Source organism: Actinosynnema sp. CA-299493 (genome assembly GCF_050946825.1).
Classification (GTDB): domain Bacteria; phylum Actinomycetota; class Actinomycetes; order Mycobacteriales; family Pseudonocardiaceae; genus Actinosynnema.
The window spans coordinates 1,399,931-1,421,803 of sequence record NZ_CP191993.1; the positions used below are offsets into that span (position 1 = coordinate 1,399,931).

Annotated in this window: 14 protein-coding genes; 10 read left to right on the forward strand and 4 right to left on the reverse strand. The window is 71.0% G+C overall.

Annotation, left to right across the window (positions count from 1 at the left end; all coding sequences use genetic code 11):
- Positions 1 to 140 precede the first annotated feature (140 nt).
- From ACQPYE_RS06710 to ACQPYE_RS06725, 4 genes are all read left to right on the forward strand, one after another.
- Positions 141 to 632 carry a single-stranded DNA-binding protein gene (locus tag ACQPYE_RS06710; protein WP_498719997.1) on the forward strand — a complete coding sequence of 164 codons (492 nt, stop codon included), beginning with the start codon at positions 141 to 143 and terminating at the stop codon, positions 630 to 632.
- A gap of 317 nt (positions 633 to 949) precedes the next feature.
- Complete coding sequence (gene ettA / locus ACQPYE_RS06715) at positions 950 to 2,626, forward strand: energy-dependent translational throttle protein EttA (protein ID WP_498719998.1); 1,677 nt, start codon at positions 950 to 952, stop codon at positions 2,624 to 2,626.
- An 18-nt stretch (positions 2,627 to 2,644) separates the two neighbouring features.
- The gene (locus tag ACQPYE_RS06720; RefSeq protein WP_498719999.1) at positions 2,645 to 6,208 is read left to right on the forward strand and encodes a hypothetical protein; all 3,564 of its coding nucleotides are present in this window, start codon (positions 2,645 to 2,647) and stop codon (positions 6,206 to 6,208) included.
- A gap of 196 nt (positions 6,209 to 6,404) precedes the next feature.
- Positions 6,405 to 11,363 (forward strand): NAD-glutamate dehydrogenase, encoded by a 4,959-nt coding sequence (locus ACQPYE_RS06725; protein ID WP_498720000.1) that lies wholly within the window; start codon positions 6,405 to 6,407, stop codon positions 11,361 to 11,363.
- A gap of 114 nt (positions 11,364 to 11,477) precedes the next feature.
- Here the strand turns inward: ACQPYE_RS06725 and ACQPYE_RS06730 are convergent, their stop codons facing one another.
- Complete coding sequence (locus ACQPYE_RS06730; RefSeq protein ID WP_498720001.1) at positions 11,478 to 12,215, reverse strand: SDR family NAD(P)-dependent oxidoreductase; 738 nt, start codon at positions 12,213 to 12,215, stop codon at positions 11,478 to 11,480.
- 95 nt (positions 12,216 to 12,310) lie between these two features.
- Here ACQPYE_RS06730 and ACQPYE_RS06735 point away from each other — a divergent pair, with 95 nt between their 5' ends.
- On the forward strand, positions 12,311 to 13,177 hold the full coding sequence (locus tag ACQPYE_RS06735) for a helix-turn-helix domain-containing protein (RefSeq protein ID WP_498720003.1): 867 nt from the start codon (positions 12,311 to 12,313) through the stop codon (positions 13,175 to 13,177).
- 74 nt (positions 13,178 to 13,251) lie between these two features.
- On the opposite strand, the gene ACQPYE_RS06740 is transcribed toward ACQPYE_RS06735, so the two are convergent.
- A complete protein-coding gene (locus tag ACQPYE_RS06740) occupies positions 13,252 to 14,814 on the reverse strand; it encodes a carbohydrate-binding module family 20 domain-containing protein (RefSeq protein ID WP_498720004.1) in 1,563 nt (520 codons plus the stop codon).
- A 218-nt stretch (positions 14,815 to 15,032) separates the two neighbouring features.
- Here ACQPYE_RS06740 and ACQPYE_RS06745 point away from each other — a divergent pair, with 218 nt between their 5' ends.
- From ACQPYE_RS06745 to ACQPYE_RS06765, 5 genes are read left to right on the forward strand one after another with little or no spacing between them, the layout of a single operon-like run.
- Entirely contained in the window at positions 15,033 to 16,613 is a 1,581-nt protein-coding gene (locus tag ACQPYE_RS06745) for a glycoside hydrolase family 13 protein (protein ID WP_498720005.1), read from the forward strand.
- A gap of 11 nt (positions 16,614 to 16,624) precedes the next feature.
- Complete coding sequence (locus tag ACQPYE_RS06750) at positions 16,625 to 17,617, forward strand: LacI family DNA-binding transcriptional regulator (RefSeq protein ID WP_498720006.1); 993 nt, start codon at positions 16,625 to 16,627, stop codon at positions 17,615 to 17,617.
- The gene (locus ACQPYE_RS06755; protein ID WP_498720007.1) at positions 17,614 to 18,558 is read left to right on the forward strand and encodes a DNA glycosylase AlkZ-like family protein; all 945 of its coding nucleotides are present in this window, start codon (positions 17,614 to 17,616) and stop codon (positions 18,556 to 18,558) included. The genes ACQPYE_RS06750 and ACQPYE_RS06755 overlap by 4 nt, the downstream gene beginning before the upstream one ends.
- Positions 18,559 to 18,608: 50 nt before the next feature.
- The gene (locus ACQPYE_RS06760; RefSeq protein WP_498720008.1) at positions 18,609 to 19,040 is read left to right on the forward strand and encodes an acyl-CoA thioesterase; all 432 of its coding nucleotides are present in this window, start codon (positions 18,609 to 18,611) and stop codon (positions 19,038 to 19,040) included.
- Entirely contained in the window at positions 19,033 to 19,659 is a 627-nt protein-coding gene (locus tag ACQPYE_RS06765) for a DUF8010 domain-containing protein (protein ID WP_498720009.1), read from the forward strand. Before ACQPYE_RS06760 ends, ACQPYE_RS06765 begins: the two co-directional genes overlap by 8 nt.
- Before the next feature lie 66 nt (positions 19,660 to 19,725).
- Here the strand turns inward: ACQPYE_RS06765 and ACQPYE_RS06770 are convergent, their stop codons facing one another.
- Both ACQPYE_RS06770 and ACQPYE_RS06775 read right to left on the reverse strand, forming a co-directional pair.
- Positions 19,726 to 21,321 carry a glycoside hydrolase family 13 protein gene (locus ACQPYE_RS06770; RefSeq protein ID WP_498720010.1) on the reverse strand — a complete coding sequence of 532 codons (1,596 nt, stop codon included), beginning with the start codon at positions 21,319 to 21,321 and terminating at the stop codon, positions 19,726 to 19,728.
- A 57-nt stretch (positions 21,322 to 21,378) separates the two neighbouring features.
- Positions 21,379 to 21,765 carry a globin gene (locus ACQPYE_RS06775; protein ID WP_498720011.1) on the reverse strand — a complete coding sequence of 129 codons (387 nt, stop codon included), beginning with the start codon at positions 21,763 to 21,765 and terminating at the stop codon, positions 21,379 to 21,381.
- Positions 21,766 to 21,873 lie beyond the last annotated feature (108 nt).

The window sequence follows — 21,873 nt, forward strand, 5'->3', positions numbered from 1 at the left end:
ACTCATGTCAACGAGTGAGCGCTCACTCATTTCAGTTATGCATGCCCCGGCCAGTTGTCCACAGTTCGCGAATCGCACCTCGTCACCCGCCCCCACCCCCGGCAACCTGGTCCCAGGCAATCCACCACGGGGAGACGCACATGGCCTTCAACGAGACCCGGATCACGATCTGCGGCACTGTCGCCAGCCCGGTCGCCCACACCAAGGTCGGCACCGGGTTCAGCCGGGCGAAGTTCCGGCTGTTCAGCGCGGAGCGGGTCTGGGACCCGGAGGACCGCAGCTGGTCCGACGGCGCGCGGTTGTTCCTGACGGTGTCCTGCTGGCGCATGCTCGCGGACAACTCGCTGGCGTCGTTGGCCAAGGGCGACCCGGTGGTGGTCACCGGCCGGTTGACGATCAGGGAGGTGGAGTTCGAGGGCAAGAGGCAGCCGGTCGTGGAGCTGGAGGCCACCGCGATCGGGCCCAACCTGGCCCTGTGCACGGCCGCGCCGACGCGCACCAGGTTCGCGGCGGACGCGGTCGAGGCCCGGGCCGCGCCTGAGATCGCCGCGCCCCGCAAACCGGAGGAGTTGCCGCTGGTCCTCACGGACGAGTCGGAGCACCCGAAGGAGGTGGCCGAAGCGCCGTTCTGAGCCAAACGAGCTACAAGGGCTTCCGTCGGGCCGATCCGGGCGGAGAATGCGCGGGCAGTCGTCGCCGTTGCGAGCGTGGAGGAGGGAGGTCGTCGGGCCGGCGCCAGGGCCGGATCCGCACGCAGGCATCGGGGGTTGACAGCGCACCGAGTTCGCGCATCCGGTCGGAGTCGCTGGTCGCAGGGTCGCGCCAGGCGGGACCGGCGGTCGTGTTACGACTGTGGGTGACCCACGTTCGCGTTAACTCTGCGTTGTGCCCCGTCCGTTGCCGGCGTCCGAGGTTCGGGCCCGATCGGCACCGCTCTACGATCGCGGGCATGGCCGAGTACGTCTACACCATGAAGAAGGTGCGCAAGGCGCACGGGGACAAAGTCATCCTGGATGACGTCACCATCATGTTCCTCCCCGGTGCGAAGATCGGCGTCGTCGGTCCCAACGGCGCCGGTAAGTCGAGCGTGCTGAAGATCATGGCCGGCCTGGACACACCGGGCAACGGCGAAGCCTTCCTCGCGCCGGGCTACACCGTCGGCATCCTCCAGCAGGAGCCGCCCCTCAACGAGGAGAAGACCGTCCTGGGCAACGTCCAGGAGGGCCTCGGCGAGGTCAAGGTGAAGCTCGACCGCTACAACGAGATCGCCGAGAAGATGGCCGTCGACTACTCCGACGAGCTGATGGAGGAGATGGGTCAGCTCCAGGAAGACCTGGACCACGCGAACGCGTGGGACCTCGACTCCCAGCTTGAGCAGGCGATGGACGCCCTCCGCTGCCCGCCGCCGGACGCCGACGTCACGACCCTCTCCGGTGGCGAGCGCCGCCGGGTCGCCCTCTGCAAGCTGCTGCTGAGCAAGCCGGACCTGCTGCTGCTCGACGAGCCCACCAACCACCTGGACGCCGAGAGCGTGCTGTGGCTGGAGCAGCACCTGTCGCAGTACCCGGGCGCGGTCCTGGCGGTCACCCACGACCGGTACTTCCTGGACAACCTCGCCGAGTGGATCCTGGAGCTCGACCGCGGTCGGGCCCACCCGTACGAGGGCAACTACTCCACCTACCTGGAGAAGAAGGCCGAGCGGCTGGCGATCTCGGGCAAGAAGGACCAGAAGCTGCAGAAGCGGCTGAAGGACGAGCTGGAGTGGGTCCGGTCGGGCGCCAAGGCCCGGCAGGCCAAGTCCAAGGCCCGCCTCGGCCGCTACGAGGAGATGGCCGCGGAAGCCGAGAAGACGCGCAAGCTCGACTTCGAGGAGATCCAGATCCCGCCGGGCCCGCGCCTGGGCAGCGTCGTGGTCGAGGCGGACGGCCTGAAGAAGGGCTTCGGCGACCGCGTGCTGATCGACGGCCTGTCGTTCAGCCTGCCGCGCAACGGCATCGTCGGCGTCATCGGCCCGAACGGCGTCGGCAAGACGACGCTGTTCAAGACCATCGTGGGGCTGGAGGAGCCCGACTCGGGCACCGTCCGGATCGGCGAGACGGTCAAGCTGTCCTACGTCGACCAGAACCGCGGCGGCATCGACCCGAAGAAGAACGTGTGGCAGGTCGTCTCCGACGGCCTCGACTACATCCACGTCGGCAACGTCGAGATGCCGTCGCGGGCGTACGTCAGCGCGTTCGGCTTCAAGGGCCCGGACCAGCAGAAGCCGGCGGGCGTGCTCTCCGGTGGTGAGCGCAACCGGCTCAACCTGGCGCTGACCCTCAAGGAGGGCGGCAACCTGATCCTGCTGGACGAGCCGACGAACGACCTGGACGTCGAGACCCTGGGCTCGCTGGAGAACGCCCTCGAGCAGTTCCCCGGTTGCGCCGTGGTCATCTCGCACGACCGGTGGTTCCTCGACCGCGTCGCCACGCACATCCTGGCGTGGGAGGGCACGGACGAGAACCCGTCCAAGTGGTACTGGTTCGAGGGCAACTTCGAGGGCTACGAGAAGAACAAGGTCGAGCGCCTCGGCGCGGACGCGGCGAGGCCGCACCGCGTCACCTACCGCAAGCTCACACGGGACTGAGAGCCGGGTACCTACATCGTGGCGGCGAGGGGCGAGGCGCAGGCGGACGTCGAGGTGAGCACGCTGGTCGTGCCCGCCTGGCGGTTGCGTTGGCGGGCACCGGAGCTCGCTCTGGTGCTGGGCGAACGCGCCGTCGCGCTCGCCTCCACCCGCCGTGACGAGGTCGACCGGTTGCGCGCGGAGGCCCTGGTGGTCTTCGCGAGCAACCGCATGGGCCGGGGCGTCCGCATCGCGGACCGGGCGTTGGACGCCCTCAAGGCGGCCGAGGCCGCGTCCGAGCGGGAGACGGCCTGGCGCCTCCGGGTCGAGCTGGCCGACAGCGCCAGGTCGGTCGGCGCGCCCCTCACGGGCTTCGCCGCCGTCCGCCCGGTGCTGGAGGCCGACGACGTCCCGCCGGGTCTGCGGGCCACGGCCCTCGTCCAGGCGGGCGAGTGCCTGGTCTCGGTGGGGCGCGGCACGGCGCTGACCCAGGCGTTGGACGAGGCGGACCGCCTCTACCAGGCGGATCCGATGCTGGACCACGACACGACCCTGCTGCACCGCGGCCTGCTCCGCGCGTCCGCCGCCGGCCAGCACCGCCGTTGGGGCGACCTGCAAGCGGCGGTCGCGGCGGCCCGTGACGGACTGGCCGTGCTGGACCGGCTCAAGGAGCCGGAGTCCGACAACGGCCAGGTCCGGGGCAGGCTGACGGTCGAACTCGTCTGCGCCCTGATGGACCTGAACAAGCCGGGCGAGGCTTCGGAGATCGGCACCCCGCTGCTGGAACGCCCGGTGCGGGCGCCGTCCGCCTCCACCACCGGTTGGCTCCGACTGGCCCTGGCCACCAGGGTCCACCTGCCCGCCGGCCGCGTGGACCAGGCCCGCGACCTGCTCCGCGACGCCGCCGACAGCGCCGAGCGCCACCAGTTGGACATCCTCCTGGCGGAGAGCCTGCTGGCGCTGGCGCACGTCCACGAGGTAGCCGGCGACCTGACCGAAGCGCTGGCCAACCTCCGCTCCGCGCACGCCGCCGAACGCAGGCGCGCCAGAGCGGTCTACGCCGTGCGGGCCAGGCTCGCCGCCGAGTTCTCCGGCGTCCACCGCCGGCCGGCGGGTGGCCTGCACGACGAACTGGCCGCCCTGCTCCGCACCGGGACCCCGGCCGTGCCGCCACCCACCGACCCCGACCTCGCCCCCGAGGCCAAGCAGCAACTCCGCCAGTGGCGTCCGGTCCAAATGCACCGCAACGAGGGAATCCGGGTAAAGCGCTCCCGCCGTGCGGCCGAAGACATGACGGTGGAAGGCCTCTCAGCCGCAAGGGCCCACGCCGCCGACCGCTGGCGCCTGGTCCAACCGTTCGGTGAGACGGAAGGCGACGACCCCCAACCGGGAGGCCGCCGCCGAGCACCGGACCCGGAAACCCCACCGCCAGCCACCCATGGCCGCCCGGAACACGCCCGGAGCGGCCAGGCCAAGCCCACCCACACGCCGCCCTCCGGCTTCCCGGCCCCCGCCCACCCGGGGATCGGCGCGGGCATCGGCAACGCCTTCGGCAACAAGCCACCCACCGACACCAGCCGCGCCGCAACCGACGCGCCCGCGACCAGCGGCCCGGCCCACAGCACCCCGCCCAACGCCTGGCCGGCAACCCCCGCGAGCCTCCCTGACCCAACCGCCGCCATGCCCACCAGCGCACCCAACGCCAACACAGCCGCGACCATCCCCGCCGACCCGCCCGGCTCCCACTCAGGCGCTACCACCACCAATTCGGCCACCTCCGCCGCCATCCACGCGCACGACGCAGGACCCAGCGGAACCACGCCCGGCAGCACGCCGGCCGGGGGCCACCCTGGCGGCGCAGGTGCCGGCATTCCGGTGCCCGGCAGTACGCCTGCCGTGAGCCACCTGGGCGGCACGGGTGCGGGGGATTCGGTGTCCGGCAGTACGCCTGCCGTGAGCCACTCGGGCGGTGTGGGTGCCGGTGATGCGGTGCACGGCAGCTCGCCCGCCTCAAGCCAGCCGGGCGGAGCACGAGCAAGTGAGCCGGGAGCCGGTGGTGTCGTGCCTGGCAACGCCGCCTCGGATGTTGGTCACGCGCGCGGGTCAGTGGCCGGTCAGCCGCAGAGTGGTGTCGCGGATGGCGGCAACGTTCCGGGCGGTTTCGGGGTTGGTGGCGCGGCGGATGTCTCGTCCGAGGCCCGGTCCGGTGGCCGTCAGGGGCGGCCGATCGGTGGTGCCGGGCTTGGTGGGGGTGGCTTCGGCATCGTGCAGCCGGATGCGGATGAGCCCGATGCGGTCGAGGGTGGTGTCGGTAAGAGTGGTGCCGAGGCGGCTCTTCCCCCCGGTCAGGAGGGTGGCGAGCGGAGTGTGCCGGCGGCTGGGTTGATCGCTGCGGCCGGTGCTGTGCGCAGTGGTCGTCGGCGGGCGGCTCGTGAGGCTACCGAGGACGAGGGGGAGCGGTCGTCCGGTGACGCCGACCCCAATGTGCTGGACACCCTGAAGGCCGCCGGGCTGCTCGACCCGCAGCGCACCGGCGGTCGGCGGCGCGCTCCTGACGCCGACGAGGAGGCCGTCGTTTCCGAGCCCGAGCCCACGCGACAGGCCGAACCCGAGCAGGTGCAGTGGCGCGTGGAACCGCCGCCGCGACTGCGCGGCGAGGCACCGCCACCCGTCGACATGTTCGACTCACCGACGATGGTCCAGCCCGCCGTGCGCGACGACGTGCCGCCGGTCGGACTCGGCGCGGCCTTCGTGAAGGGGCCGCTCATCCCGACCGCCCGGGTGCCCGACCCACCCGACTACCCGCTGCCGCCGGTGCCCGACTTCGCGATGTCTTCCCCGATGCCGATGCCGATGCCGGAACCGGAGCCGGAGCAGGCGGTGACGGCGGAGGACGTGCCGCCGGTCTTCCCCCCGACGGACGTGGATTCGCCCGCCGAGGAACTGCCGGCACCCCCACCGCAGCCGCAGCCGCAGCCGCAGCTCGCGCCGGAGCCGGTGTCCCAGCCCGCACCGCAACCCGAGCCGGACCAGGTGCCGGTGGTACCGGTTCCCGACCTCGTGTCGTCCGACCCGTCTCCTGCCACGCCTCCGCCTGCGTCGGCGCACTTCAGCCCGTCCGGGTTCCTCGGCGCAGGCGATGTCGAGCACGACGACACACCCGCAGCCGGTGACGCGACCGTCGTCGCGCCCGCTGAAGCACCCGGCGTTGAATCCTCGAAGGAGCCCTTCGTCACGGCCGTCGTGGTCGGTGGCAAGACGATCGACCTCCCCGCCATCGTCGTCGAACCGACACCGCCCGCCCCCGACTCGCCCAGCGCCACCCGCGCCTCACGCCGCCACAAGAGCGACCTGAGCCTGGCCGAACTCCTCGCCGAGGCCCTCGTCGCGTACGAGGACGCCCGACGCGAGGACGAAGCCGCCGGTCACTCCGAGGTCGATGGTCGCTCTGACGTCGACAGTCGGTTCGAGGCCGACGAGAGCACCGTCCTGTTCTCACCTGTCGGGACGCCACCGCCCGAATCCGACAACGAGACCACCGCTCCGATCCGGCGCGTGGACCCGTCGTACCGCTTCGACACGTGGACACTTCCCGAATCGTGAAATCAGTTGAGGTTCTAATAAGGTTTCCCGCCGGTAACAAAGCGGGAAATAGGCCACGTCACAAGTGAATTCCGGACTTTCCGGCAAGTTGTTCGATTCAGTCCGAGGGTTGCGGCGAAGGGCTTCGCGCTCGTCTGGTTAAGTGGTGCGCACACCCGGTACACAGAGGTGCCGGATAGCGTGGAGTCGCCTGAACATGACCTCGACTGGAGCCCCGTCCCGCTCCGAGCACGCCGCCCGCGACGTCGGCGCGGCTCGCCCGGCCAGTCCCGAACAGGCCCGTGACGAATTGATCGAACGGGCCGCCGCCAACGCCCCCGAGCTCGCCGACCTGATCCGCCTGTACTACCGGCACGTCCCGGCCGAGGAAGTCAACGACGACGACCCGGTCGACCTGGTGGGCGCGGTGCGCTCGAACTACCAGCTCGCCGAGTCCCGCGTGCCCGGCCGCCCGGTGGTGCGGATCCTCAACCCCGCCCGCGCGCACGACGGCTGGACGTGTCCGGCCACGGTGGTGCAGGTGGTCACCGACGACATGCCGTACCTGGTCGACTCGGTGGCCTCCGAGCTGACCCGCGGCGGCGTGCAGGTGCAGCGGGTGGTGCACCCGATCGTCGTGGTGCGCCGGGACCTGGTGACGGGCGCGCTCCAGGAGGTCCTGCCGACCGCGGACCCGGCCGACCCGCCGGGTGACGCGCTGGCCGAGTCGTGGATGCACATCGAGGTCGACCTGCTCACCGACCCGGACCGGGCGCGTGAGCTGGAAGCCAAGCTGCACACCGTGCTCAACGACGTCCGCGAGGTCGTCGAGGACACCGACAAGATGGCCGGCATGGCGGGGCACCTGGCCGAGCTGCTGGAGTCCGAACCGCCGCCGCTGCCCAGCCACGAGGTGCAGGACGGCGCGAACCTGCTGCGCTGGCTGGCCGACGACCACTTCACGTTCCTCGGCTACCGCCAGTACGAGCTGGTCCACGACGACCCGGCCACCGACGGCGACCCCGCTCTCCGGGCGGTCCTGGCGAGTGGTCTCGGCGTGCTCAGACAGGACAGCCTCGCGGCGCGCAGCCTGACGGCGGGCCCGGACGCGGGCGCCCAGGCGCTGTCACCGGCACTCCTGGTCCTGACGCAGGCCAGCGCGCAGTCGAGCGTGCACCGGTCGGTGTACCCGTACTACGTCGGCGTGAAGACCTTCGACGCCGACGGCAACGTGTCCGGCGAGCACCGGTTCCTCGGCGTCTTCTCCACCACGGCCCTGCACGAGGACGTGCTGGACATCCCGGCCATCGAGCGCCGGGTCCGCGACGTCATCCACCGCGCCGGGTTCCCGCTGCACTCGTACTCGGGCCAGCGGATGCTCGAAGTGATCCAGAACTACCCGCGCACCGAGCTGTTCTCGGTCGACCCGGACACGCTCTACCAGACCGTCACGGGCGTGATCGCGCTCGCCGAACGCCGCCGGCTGCGCCTGTTCCTGCGCCGCGACCCCTACGGCCGCTTCTACTCCTGCCTGGTCTACCTGCCGCGCGACCGCTACACGACGACGTCGCGGCTGGCCATGCAGGAAGTGCTGATCGACCAGCTCGGCGGCGTGAACCTGGAGTACAGCGCCCGCGTCGGCGAGTCGGCGCTGGCCCGCGTGCACTTCACCGTGCACACCGACCCGAGCCGTCACGTCGAGCCGGACACCGGTCACATCCAGCAGCTGCTGGCCGAGGCCGTGCGCCTGTGGGACGACCGGATGGTCGAAGCGGTGCTGGAGGACCACGGCACGGGTCTGGGCGCGGAATCGTCGTCCGAGCAGGGCCAGCGGATCGCGGCGGCGTTCCCCGAGGCCTACAAGGAGGACTTCACCGCGGCCGAGGGCCTGGCGGACTTCCGGCGCATCGAGGCCCTCCAGCGCGGTGACCTGGACCTGGTGTTCTACACGCCGCGCGACGCCGAGCCGGGTGAACGGCGGTTCAAGCTGTTCCTCGTCGGGGCCCGCCTCACGCTGTCCGACGTGCTGCCGATGTTGCAGCGCATGGGCGTGGTCGTGGTGGACGAGCGCCCGTACGAGCTGTCCCGCGACGACGGCGTCGAGTGCTGGATCTACGACTTCGGCCTGCGCCTCGACCAGGTCACGCTGGACAAGCTGTCCAGCGAGGACGTCGAGTCGATCCGCACCCGCTTCCAGGACGCGTTCGCCGCCTCCTGGCGCGGTGAGGCGGAGGTGGACGGCTTCAACACGCTCGTGCTCAAGGCAGGCGTCACGTGGCAGCAGGCCGCGATGCTGCGCGCCTACGCCAAGTACCTGCGCCAGGCCGGCACGCCGTACAGCCAGGACTACATCGAGGACGCCGTCCTGGCGCACACCGAGGTCGCCACCGCCCTGGTGGGGCTGTTCGAGGCGCGGTTCGACCCCGCCTTCTCCGACGAGCAGCGCGAGGGCCGCACCGGGCACCTCGCCGACGAGATCACCGCGATGATCGACGACGTGACCAGCCTGGACGCGGACCGCATCCTGCGCAGCCTGCTCACGCTGGTGCAGGCCACGCTGCGCACGAACTACTTCGTGCGCGACGTCGACGGCAACCCCCGCCCGTACCTGGCGGTGAAGCTCGACCCGCGCGCCATCCCGGACCTGCCGCAGCCGCGGCCGAGGTTCGAGATCTTCGTGTACTCGCCGCGCCTGGAAGGCGTGCACCTGCGCTTCGGCCCGGTGGCGCGCGGCGGCCTGCGCTGGTCCGACCGGCGTGAGGACTTCCGCACCGAGATCCTGGGCCTGGTGAAGGCGCAGGCGGTGAAGAACGCGGTGATCGTGCCGGTCGGCGCGAAGGGCGGCTTCGTGCTGAAGAAGCCGCCGGCGCCCACCGGCGACCCGGGCGCGGACCGCGAGGCGTTGCTGGCCGAGGGCATCGCCTGCTACCGCCAGTTCATCTCCGGCCTGCTCGACCTGACCGACAACCTCAACTCCGGCACGGTCCTGCCCGCGCCCCAGGTCGTCCGCCACGACGGTGACGACACGTACCTGGTGGTCGCGGCGGACAAGGGCACGGCGTCGTTCTCCGACATCGCCAACGAGGTCTCCAAGTCCTACGGCTTCTGGCTGGGCGACGCGTTCGCGTCCGGCGGTTCCGTCGGCTACGACCACAAGGCCATGGGCATCACCGCCAAGGGCGCGTGGGAGAGCGTGAAGCGCCACTTCCGCGAGCTGGGCACGGACACCCAGACCGACGAGTTCACCGTCGTGGGCGTCGGCGACATGTCCGGTGACGTGTTCGGCAACGGCATGCTGCTGTCCGAGCACATCCGGCTGGTGGCCGCCTTCGACCACCGCCACATCTTCATCGACCCGGACCCCACCGCCTCGACCGGCTACGCCGAGCGCAAGCGGCTGTTCGAGCTGCCCCGCTCGTCCTGGGACGACTACGACCGCTCCCTGATCAGCGCCGGCGGCGGCGTCTGGCCCCGCACGGCCAAGTCCATCCCGCTCTCCGAACAGGCCCGTCGAGCACTGGACCTGCCCGAGGGCGTGGTCAAGCTGTCGCCGCAGGAGCTGATGAAGGCGATCCTGCTCGCGCCGGTCGACCTGCTGTGGAACGGCGGCATCGGCACCTACGTCAAGGCGGGCGCCGAGTCGCACGCCGAGGTCGGCGACAAGGCCAACGACGCCATCCGCGTCAACGGCGCCGACCTGCGCGTCAAGGTCGTCGGCGAGGGCGGCAACCTCGGCCTGACCCAGCGCGGCCGGATCGAGCTCGCCCGCAACGGCGGCAAGGTCAACACCGACGCGCTGGACAACTCGGCCGGCGTCGACTGCTCCGACCACGAGGTCAACATCAAGATCCTGCTGGACGAGCTGGTCCGCGACGGCAAGCTCGACCAGGAGCAGCGCAACGAGCTGCTGGGCCAGATGACCGACGAGGTCGGCGAGCTGGTGCTGGCCGACAACTACTCGCAGAACTCCGTGCTGGGCGTCTCCCGCGCCCACGCCGCGCCGATGCTCTCGGTGCACGCGCGCCTGGTCGCCGACCTCGAACAACGCGGCGTCCTCGACCGCTCGCTCGAGGCGCTGCCCACCGCGGCGGAGTTCAAGGCGCTGGAGAAGGCGGGCGACGGCCTCACCTCACCGGAACTGGCCACGCTGCTCGCGCACGTGAAGCTGGCGCTGAAGGAGGAGGTGCTGGCCAGCGACCTGCCGACGATCGACGTGCTGGCCCGCCGGCTGCCCGACTACTTCCCGAGCGAGCTGCGGGAGCGGTTCGCCGACGCCATCGGCAACCACCCGCTGTCCCGCGAGATCATCACGACCGTCCTGGTCAACGAGGTCGTCGACGGCGGCGGCGTGTCCTACGCGTTCCGGCTGGCCGAGGAGACCAGCGCGTCCGCCACGGACGCCGTGCGCGCGTACACCGTGGTGGCCGCGATCTACGACCTGCCGTCCATCTGGCGCGAGATCAGGGCGCTGGACAACGTCGTGCCGACCGACGTGCAGGACGACATGGTCCTGGAAACGCGCCGCCTGCTGGACCGCGCGTCGCGCTGGCTGCTCACCAACCGCCCCCAGCCGCTGGCGGTTGGCTCCACGATCAGCCGCTTCGCCCCCGTGGTCGGCTCCCTGGCGCCGCGCGCGATCGACCTGCTCCAGGGCCACGAGAAGGAATCCGTGATCGGGCACGTCGAACGACTGGTCGGCCACGGCGTGCCGGTCGACCTGGCGCGGCGGATCGCCGGACTGCTGTTCACCTACGGCCTGCTGGACGTCACCGAGGTGGCCGAACTCGCCGAGCGCGAGGAAGGCGAGGGCGCGACCGGCCAGGAGCGCACCCACGAGGAAACGGCAGAGGTGTACTTCGCGCTGTCGGACCACCTGGACGTCGACCGGATGCTCAGCTCGGTCTCGAGCCTGGAACGCCTCAACCGCTGGCACTCGCTGGCCCGCCTGGCGTTGCGCGACGACTTCTACTCGTCGTTGCGCTCGATCACGATCGACGTCCTGCGCTCGGCCGACCCGGGCGACACCCCGGACGAGAAGATCGCGAAGTGGGAGCAGGACAACTCCTCCCGCCTGGGCCGCGCCCGCGCCGCCCTGGCCGAGATCAACCGGGTCAGCAAACTGGACCTGGCCACCCTCTCCGTCGCCGCCCGCCAAGTGCGCAGCATGATCCGCTGACCCACCGGCACGAACCCCTTTACCGGCACGAAGCCCTCCCCGAACGGGAGGGCTTCGTGCCATCCCGCTGATGTGCCTGTCCGGCGAGAACACGGTTCGGCGCTCCTCGCGCCATCACCAACGCAGTTCCCCGTTCTCATCCTGGAACGTTCCCGTCGGGCCGTCCACCGGCAGGGTCGCCAAGCGCACGACCGTCCTCGCGCTCTCTGCCGGTGTCCTCCCTCCCTCGATCCCGAACCCCGCCGTCATGTCGGTGACCGTGTAACCCGGTTCGAGCGCGTTGAACTTGATGCCCGGTTCGGACTTCGCGTACTGGAGCGTCAACATGGTGGCCGCCGACTTGGACGCCGAGTAGAGCGCCGCCCTCAGGTGGAACTCCGGCCGGTCGGGGTTGGTCGCCGCCCAGAACGACCCGGCGCTGCTCGACACCGTGACCACCGCGGGGTTCGCGGACTTGCGCAGCAGGGGCAGCGCCGCTTCCGTGACACGCACGATCCCCACCGCGTTCGTGTCGAAGACCCGCAACGCGGTGGGCCCGTCCACACCTCCGGTGTTCAAGATGCCCGCATTGTGCACCAGGACGTCGAGCAAACCCTCCGCCTCGCCGATCGCGGCCAGCGCGCCACTCACCGAAGCGTCATCGGTCACGTCGAGCTGCACGAATCGCGCGCCGACCTCCGCCGCCGCTTTCTCGCCCCGTTCGACGTCACGTGCGCCGAGGTAGACGACGTGGCCCAATTCGGACAACTGCTTGGCCGTCTCGAAACCGATTCCCTTGTTGGCCCCGGTGATCAATGTGACAGTCACGTCGCACCCCTCCGAAATAAATGGCTCGAACCGTCCGTTGATCACGTTATGCACCGGCACCCGCCCCAGCCAGAGCCCTCTTGAGCCGGGGGTGCGGCAGGACCCCCTCTCCCCGACCCTCCGAGTCACCGGGCGGCCTCATGAGCAAGTCGACCAACGCCCTCGGCGCGTACCTGCGTGCCCGGCGCGAACTCGTGACGCCCCGGCAGGCCGGCATCCCCGATGTCGGTGTGCGGCGCGTGCCGGGGTTGCGCCGCGAGGAGGTGGCCATGCTCGCCGGCATCAGCGCCGACTACTACCTGCGGTTGGAACGCGGCCGTGACCGCAACCCGTCCACCCAGGTCGTCGAGTCGATCGCGCGGGTGCTCCAGCTCGACGACGACCACCTCGCGCACCTGATGACGTTGGTCTCGGAGGCGCCCCGGCAAGGCCGACGCCGATCGCGCGAGGAGGTCCCGCCGCCCGGCGCGCTCAAGCTGCTGGACTCCCTCGTCCAGCCGGCTTTCATCGAGGGGCGCTACTTCGACGTCCTGGCCTCGAACAGCTTGGCCAGGGCGCTCTCCCCCCATCTCGCCGTCGGGGGGAACCAGCTGAGGGACATGTTCCTGGTCCCGGCCGTGCAGGCGCTGCACCCGGACTGGGAGAACGTCACGGAGTGCTTCATCGCGAACCTGCGGCAGGCCGTGGGCAACGACGTCGACGATCCGCGCTTCACCGAGCTCACCGGGGAGCTCTCCCTCGCGAGCCCCCGGTTCCGCCGGCTCTGGGCCCGCCACGAGGTGCGCGGGCAGCGCGGGACGCTGATCCGTCTCGACCACCCCCAAGTGGGCGAGCTGACCCTCAACCGCGAACGCCTGGGCATCGGCGGGACCGAGGGCCTGATGCTCGTCGTGTACCACCCGGACGCGGGGTCGGCCGACGCGGAGAAGCTGGCGCTCCTGGCTTCCTCGGACCTGCCGACCAAGCGCTCCTCCCCATCCCGGTTGGACAGCGCCGCATCCAGGTAGCACCCCGAAGGGCGGGCGGGAGCGTCGGACTCACGCCCCGCCCACCCCTCTCACCTGGTCTTTTCCCGCACCCGCTAACTCCGCCAGGTGTCCGACAACGCCACCGGCGACGTCGCGGACCGGTTCGTCCCGCTCTCCCACGTCACCGCACCGCCGGCGTCCTTCCGGATGTACTTGTACTGGAACGACGTCCCCGCCGGCAGCGACACCGAACCCCGCCACGTCGGGTAGGTCGCCGACGACAGCGCGACCGCCGCACCCGTGTTCCAGGCGCCCAATGACGGGTGGTCGCCGACCACGAAGATGTTCTGCCCCGGCGACGTCGTGGCGTTCACCGCGAACGACGTCGTCCCGACCGGCGGGTTGCCGATCCCCGTCGCGCCGACGTGCAGCGCCAACGCCTCACCCGCGCCCAACGTGGCGGTGAACTGGCCGTTCGACCCGACCGCCACCGCGACGCACCCCTCCCGCTGCACGTTGCAGTACGACCCGGCGGGCAGCGAGGTCTGGAACGTCCGCGTCATCGCCGACGACTCCCGGTTGATCGCGACGAAACCCTTGTTGCCCCGCCCGAACGCGATGGCGTCGCCACCGTTGTCCCACCAGTTCACGACCGCCGTCCCGGCCACCGCGTTGCGGAACTGGACCATCGACGAGATCTGCGTCCACCGGTGCTGGCACTTCCACCCGGACGTGTAGCACTCCGACCCGGAGGGCGGCCCGGCGTCGTGCGACGAGAACTCGTAGCCCGAGTACACGTTCGGGGAGCCGTAGGGCCACGCCAGCATGAACACGTTCGCCAACGTGTAAGTCGAGCCGTCGCGGTACGTCAACGTCGACCCGTTGCGCTCGGTGTCCCAGTTGTCCACGAACGACCGCGCCTGGCCGCTCGCCAGGTAGCCCCACGACTGCCCGAACGTGCTCAGGTACGCCAGGTTCTCGTTGGTGAAGATCCGCTTGATGTCGTAGGCGTACCGGAACTCGTCCACGTCACCTGATCCGGTGTACTCGCCGGGCTGCACGGCCTCACCGGCCCCGTAGATCACCTCGTGCACCCAGTACACCCCGGGGTTGCTCAGCCGCGACTTGATCGCGGCCAGGTCGGCCGCCGCCACGTGCTTGGCCGCGTCGATCCGGAACCCGTCCACCCCGAGCGAGATCAGGTGGTTCAGGTGCGTCGCGATCCGCCCGCGCACGTAGTCGCTGCCGGTGTTCAGGTCCGACAGGTTGACCAGCTCGCAGTTCTGCACGTTGTCGCGGTTGCGGTAGTCGCTGATCGCCGTGCGGCACGAGTGGAAGTCCGGGTCGCTGTAGACGCCCGGGTAGGTGTACTTCGTGTACGACGAGCCGCCGGTGCCCGTGCCGGACCCGGCGCTCATGTGGTTGATCACCGCGTCCGCGATGACCTTCACGCCCGCCGCGTGGCAGGTGTTCACCATGGTCCGGAACGCGGTCTCGTCACCGAGGCGTCCGGCGATGCGGTAGCTGACCGGCTGGTACGAGGTCCACCACTGGGAGCCCTGGATGTGCTCGGTGGCCGGGGAGACCTCCACGAACCCGTAGCCCTTCGGCCCGAGCACGTTCGTGCACTCCGCGGCGACCCGCGCGAACGGCCACTGGAACAGGGTCGCGGTCACGTCCTTCGCGGACGGCGGCGCTGCAAAACTTTGCGGAACCGCCAAAAGGCTGAACAGGAGTACGGCTATGACGCCCAAAGCGCGTCGACTTGAGGAAACCACGGTGTCTCCTAGCTGGCAGGGATGTGCTCTAGGTCATACCAGCTGCCAGACTTGCTGAAAACACTTGCAAAGTATTTCATTGCCCTCCGGCGGAACCGATCCGGAAGGACACCCCCATGACGCAGGACTGGTGGCGCGATGCCGTCATCTACCAGGTCTACGTGCGCAGCTTCGCCGACTCGGACGGCGACGGCGTCGGTGACCTGCCCGGCATCCGCTCCCGGCTGCCCTACCTCGCCGACCTCGGCGTGGACGCCGTCTGGATCACGCCGTTCTACCGGTCGCCGATGGCCGACGGCGGCTACGACGTCGCCGACTACCGGACCGTCGACCCGCTGTTCGGCTCCAACGAGGACGCCAAGGCACTCCTGGACGACGCCCACGCCCTGGGCATCCGGGTGATCGTGGACATCGTCCCGAACCACACCAGCGACCGGCACGCGTGGTTCCGGCAGGCGCTGGAAGCCGCACCCGGCTCCCCGGAACGCGCCCGCTACCACTTCCGCGACGGCCGCCCCTCCGCCGACGGCCAGGCCGAGCTCCCACCCAACGACTGGGAATCCGTCTTCGGCGGCCCCGCGTGGACCAGGACCGCCGACGGCCAGTGGTACCTGCACCTGTTCGCGCCCGAGCAGCCGGACCTGAACTGGGACCAGCCGGAGGTGCGCGACGAGTTCCTCGACGTGCTGCGCTTCTGGCTCGACCTCGGCGTGGACGGCTTCCGCATCGACGTCGCGCACGGCATGGTCAAGGCCGACGGCCTGCCCGACGTCGGCACGCCCGGCCACCTCAAGCTGCTGGGCACGGAGGCGCTGCCGTTCTTCGACCAGGACGGCGTGCACGAGATCTACCGCGACTGGCGCAAGGTGCTCGACTCCTACCCGGGCAACCGGATCGGCGTGGCCGAGGCGTGGACGCCGAGCCCCGAGCGCACCGCCCGCTACCTGCGCGCCGACGAGCTGCACCAGGCGTTCAACTTCCACTACCTGACCGCCGGGTGGACCGCCGCCGACGTCAAGCAGGTCATCGACGACTCGCTGGCCGCGATGAGGCCGGTCGCCGCGCCCACCACGTGGGTGCTGTCCAACCACGACGTGCAGCGGCACGTGACGCGGTACGGCAGCGTGGCGCGCGCTCGTGCCGCCGCGATGCTGATGCTGGCGCTGCCCGGCAGCGCCTACGTGTACCAGGGCGAGGAACTCGGCCTGCCCGAGGTGCTCGACCTGCCCGAGGACGTCCTCCAGGACCCGGTGTGGGAGCGGTCCGGCCACACCGACCGGGGCCGTGACGGCTGCCGCGTGCCGATCCCGTGGACGCCCGACGGCCCGTCCTTCGGCTTCGGCGCCGGCGGCTCGTGGTTGCCGCAGCCCTCCTCCTGGGCCGACCTCAGCGTGGCGAGCCAGCTCGGTGACCCGAACTCGGTGCTGGAGCTCTACCGCGGCGCGCTGCGCGTGCGGCGGGAGCACCCGGACCTCGGCGCGGGCTCGGACGTCGAGTGGGTCGAGGAGTGGTCGGACGTGCCGGCGGGCGTGCTGGCGTTCCGCCGCGGCGCCTTCACCTGCGTGGTGAACTTCGGCCCTGACGTGGCACGTCTGCCCGCCGCCGGCGAGGTGCTGCTCGCCTCCGGCGGTGTCGCGACCGAGGACGCGGACGTCCTCGTGCCGCCGGACACGACCGTGTGGCTCTCGCGCCCGTAGAGTCACCCGGTGTGACAGCGCGGCTCAGTGACATCGCGACCCAGGCAGGCGTGAGCGAGGCGACGGTCAGCCGAGTGGTCAACGGCAAGCCAGGCGTCTCGGCCACGACCCGCCAAGCGGTGGTCGCCGCGATGGACGTGCTCGGCTACGAGCGCCCGCCCAGGCTCCGACAGCGCAGCGCCGGGTTGATCGGGTTGATCACCCCCGAGTTGAACAACCCGATCTTCCCGGCGTTCGCGCAGGTCATCGAGCAGGTGCTGACCCGCGACGGCTACACGCCGGTGCTGTGCACGCAGACGCCCGGCGGCTCGACCGAGGACCAGTTGACCGAGATGCTGGTCGACCGGGGCGTCACCGGGATCGTCTTCGTGTCCGGCCTGCACGCCGACACGACCGCCGACAAGGACCGGTACGTGAAGCTGGCCGGGCGCGGCGTGCCGTTCGTGATGATCAACGGCTACACCGACCAGGTGTCCGCGCCGTTCGTCTCGGTGGACAACCGGGCGGCCGTCCGGTTGGCGGTCACCCACTTGGTCGAACTCGGGCACGAGGTGATCGGCCTGGCCGTGGGTCCGCCGAGGTTCGTGCCCGCGCAGCGCATGGTGGAGGGCTTCACGCTCGTCCGCCCGCGGGCCGCCGGCCTGGTCGAGCACTCCTTGTTCACGGTCGAGGGCGGCCAGGCGGCGGCCAACGCCCTGCTGGACCGCGGCTGCACGGCGATCGTGTGCGGCAGCGACCTGATGGCGTTCGGCGCGATCCGCGCGGCCCGCCACCGGGGCCTCGACGTGCCGCGTGACGTCTCCGTCGTCGGCTTCGACGACTCGCCGCTGATCGTGTTCGCGGACCCGCCGCTGACCACGATCCGCCAGCCCGTCGAGGCGATGGGGCAGGCCGCCGTGCACGCGTTGCTGGAGGAGATCGGCGGCACGCCCGCGCCGCACGCGGAGTTCGTGTTCCAGCCGGAACTGGTGGTGCGCGGCTCGACCGGCGCCCGTCCCAGATGACCTCGCTCGCGGCGCGGATGCGGGCCCAACGGCTCTCGCACCCCGCCTCCGACGCGACGGACCTGTTCGCCTCGGTCTTCGCCCTGCAAGCCCAGGACGTCCCGGCGGCACGACTTGCCGCGCGCGCCCGCGGCGTGAGGTCCCTCGACGGCCCTCTGGTGCGCACGTGGGCCATGCGCGGCACCCTTCACCTGATCCACCAGGACGACCTGTGGGTCGTGCGCCTCCTCGGCCCGACCTTCATCGCCGCCGGACGCCGCCGCCGCGGACAACTCGGCCTCACCGACGAGCTGTGCGAACGCGCGCTGCCCGCGCTGCGCGAAGTCCTGACCGAGCCGCTGGACCGGGCCGATCTCGTGCGCCGCCTCGCCGAGGTCGGCATCGCCCTCGACCCGAGGTCCCAAGCGCCCGCGCACCTGCTGGCGTTCGCCGCGAACTCCGGCGTGCTGTGCCGGGGCCTGGACGACACCTACCGCCTCCTGCGCATCGACTGCGAACCCCGTGGCGTGGACGAGCTGTGGCGGCGCTACCGACGTGCCTACGGCCCCGCCACGCCCGACGACTTCGCCTCGTGGAGCGGCCTGCCCAAGCGCGAGCTCGAGAACCTGCCCGACGTGCCGACCTCCCCGCCCCAGCCGACCTCGGCGCCGCACCCGACCGGCACCGTCCGGATGCTCGGCCACTTCGACACCTACCTCCTCGGCTACCGCGACCGCTCCCGAGCCCTTCCCCCCGAGCACGCGCCGCTCGTGCAGACCGGCGGCGGCTTCCTCACCCCGCACGTCGTCGTGGACGGCCGCGTCGTCGCGGTCTGGCGGCGGGACGGCGCGCGCTTCACCGTGCGGCCGTTCGACGACCGCCAGGAGCGCCCGGACGTCGCCGAAGAGGTCGCCGACCTGGGCCGATTCCTCGACGTGGACGCGCGCTTAACCTGGGGGTAGCACGTCGATAGGGTCACGGTCACGCAGCGACAGCGGGAGGCGCGTTCAACTTGGGTGTGTTCGTCACGGGCGTTCGCCCGCGCTGGTCGGACATGGACGCGTTCGGCCACGTCAACCACGCCAACACGGTGACCTTGCTGGAAGAGGCCCGGATCGACCTGCTGTTCACCGAGGCCGCCAGGCACGGTGTGCCGGAGATGTCGCACGGCCTGGTCGTCGCCCGGCTCGTGGTGGACTACCTCTCGCCGGTGGTGTTCACCGGCGAGGAGGTCGTGGTGGAGATGTCCGTGCGGGAATTGAAGTCCGCGTCGTTCACGTTGGACTACACCGTCCGCGGCGGTCGCCAGGAGGGCAGCGCCGTCGTGACGACGGCGGAGACCCTCATGGTGCCGTACAACCTGGCGGCCGGACGTCCGCGCCGCCTTCTCGAGGCCGAGCGCGATTTCCTCGCGGGCTGGCGTGCCGGAGGTAATGGTGCCTGAGTTGGTCCTCGCCGACCCCGCCGAGAGGGACGACCTCGGCGCGTTCGTCGCCCGTGCCGTCCGGTTGGACGGCCAAGCCGTGGTGCGGCTGCGCAACCGCCCGTCCGGCGGCCTGGTCGACGCGTGGGTGGCCACCCCGTTCGACACCCTGGCGACCCGGACCGTGGCCGGGCAGGTCGCCCCGGGCGACGTCACCGTGTCCGGGACCGACCTGCTGACCGGCTTGGCCGTGGTGCGCAGCGAGACCGTCGACCCGGGTCCGGCGCGGGACATGATGTGGCGTTCGGCGCTGCCGCCGGTGGCGGGCTGGCTGCCGGTGGACCGGCTGCCCGGCAGCGTGGTGTCCGAGCTGGCGGAGAAGGGCGTCGAGGTGGCGCGGGAGAACGCGGGCCCGCGCGGCACGCCGCCCGCGTCGCTGCTGGACCAGACCGTGCTCACGGTGAGCGGTTCCGGCCTGGACGTGAAGGTGCCGATGCGGTGCCTGTTCGCGCTGTCCGGCATGGGCTTCCTGGGCGGTGACGACGTCCGCATCACCGCCACCGACTCGTGGCTGCGCATCGACGCCCGGTTCGGCGCGGTGGTCCGCCGCCGCCACTCGATGCTGCCCCTGCTGGTCTGACCCGCCGTTCGCCGCACCGGGGGAAGGCGCGGTCCCCTCGACCACGCCTCCCCGCACCCGGCAGCGCTAGACCAGCCAGACGGCCGTGTCGGGCGGCAGCTGGTTGCCGTCCATCGGCCCGCTGGACAGCAGGATCTCGCCGGGCGGCAGCGGCACCGGTCCGCCGGACGTGTTCAGCGCGCAGATCAACCCGCCGCCCTTGCGCCGGAACGCGAAGCACCCGGGCGGCGCGCCGTACCACTCCAGCTCGTCGCCGTCGAACGCCGGCTGCGACTTCCGCAGTTCGAGCGCCTGCCGGTAGAACGACAGCATCGACCCGGGGTCTTCCAGCTGCGACTCCGCGGTCAGGCCCGCCCACTCGTTCGGCTGCGGCAGCCACGTGGTGACCGCCTGCGAGAAGCCGAACGGCGGCGTGTCGCCCTCCCACGGCAACGGCACCCGGCACCCGTCCCGACCGCGCTCGGTGTGCCCGGACCGCAGCCAGATCGGGTCCTGCAACGCCCACTCCGGCAGCTCCACGTCCGGCAGGCCGAGCTCCTCGCCGTTGTAGAGGTAGACCACGCCGGGCAGCGCCAGCTCCACCAGCGTCATCGCCTTCGCCCGCTGCGCGCCGATCGCGCCGCCGCCGTACCGCGTCACGTGCCGCGTCACGTCGTGGTTGGACAACGTCCAGGTGGGGGGCGTGTCCAGGCCGCGGACCGCGCCCAACGAGTGCTCGATCGCCGCCCGCACGCCGTCCGCGTCGAACGGCGCCTCGACCAGCCGGAAGTTGAACCCGAGGTGCAGCTCGTCGGGCCGGATGTACCGGGCGAACCGCTCGTCGTCCTTGACCCAGATCTCGCCGACGGCCATCCGGCCCGGGTACTCGTCGATGACCTTGCGGATCATCCGGTGCACTTCGTGCACGCCGTCGTTGTCGAACCGGGGGTCCAGCGAGTTGTCGTGCATGACGCCCGCGCCCAGCTGCGCCCGCGGATCGATGTTCGGCAACCCGTAGGGCTTGGCCATGCCGTGCGCCACGTCGATGCGGAACCCGTCCACCCCGCGGTCCAGCCAGAACCGCAGCGTGTGCGCCAGGTCGGCGGCGACCTCGGGGTTGTCCCAGTTCAGGTCGGGTTGCTCGGGCGCGAACAGGTGCAGGTACCACTGCCCGTCGGGCACCCGGGTCCACGCCGGCCCGCCGAACTGGCTGGGCCAGTTGTTCGGCGGCGCGGACCCGTCGAACCCGCCACCATCGCGGAACACGAACCGGTCCCGCTCGACCGACCCCGGCCCGGCCCGCAGCGCGGCCTGGAACCAGGCGTGCCGGTCGCTGGTGTGGTTCGGGACCAGGTCGATGGTGACCTTGAGGTTGTGCGCGTGCGCCTCGGTGACCAGCCGGTCGAACGCGGCCAGGTCGCCGAACAGCGGGTCGACGTCACGGGGGTCGGCCACGTCGTAACCGTGGTCGGCCATGGGCGAGGTGAAGAACGGCGTGAGCCAGAGGGCGTCCACGCCGAGTAGTTCGAGGTAGCCGAGCCGGGAGCGGATACCGTCGAGGTCGCCCACGCCGTCACCGTTCGCGTCGGCGAACGACCGAACGTAGACCTGGTAGAAGACGGCGTCACGCCACCAGGCGGACTCGTCGGCGATCTCTGGTTGTAGATCGGAGGATCGTCGCACGAGGAGTCATCCTGCCATTCGCGACCGACACCACGTCCCCGTTCGTGTGATCACGGATCACACCCAGGCGTTCATCATGCTGTTCGCGGCCATCTCCAGGTACGCCCAGAGCTGCTTGCGGTGCTCGGGGGAGAGCTCGACCGAGTCGACGCCGACCTTGGCGCAGCGCAACCAGGCGTCCCGCTCCACGGGACCGATGACGAACGGAGCGTGACGCATCCGCAACCGAGGATGACCCCGGTTGTCCGAGTACGTGTGCGGACCGCCCCAGTACTGCATCAGGAACAGCCGGAACCGCTCTTCGGCGGGACCGAGGTCCTCTTCGGGGTACAGCGGACGCAGGACGGGATCGTCGGCCACTTCCCGGTAGAAGACCGCGACGATCTTGTGGAACGTCTCGTACCCGCCCACTGCTTCGTAGAAGTTCTCCGGAGGAGTGGTCACCCCTCCATCCTGCCTCAGCACCCGTGCGGCAGCCCACGCCGACCCCGCCGGACCTCGCCGACCACGCCGAACGAACCCACGGACATCGCTGCTTGGCGAACGGTTGGC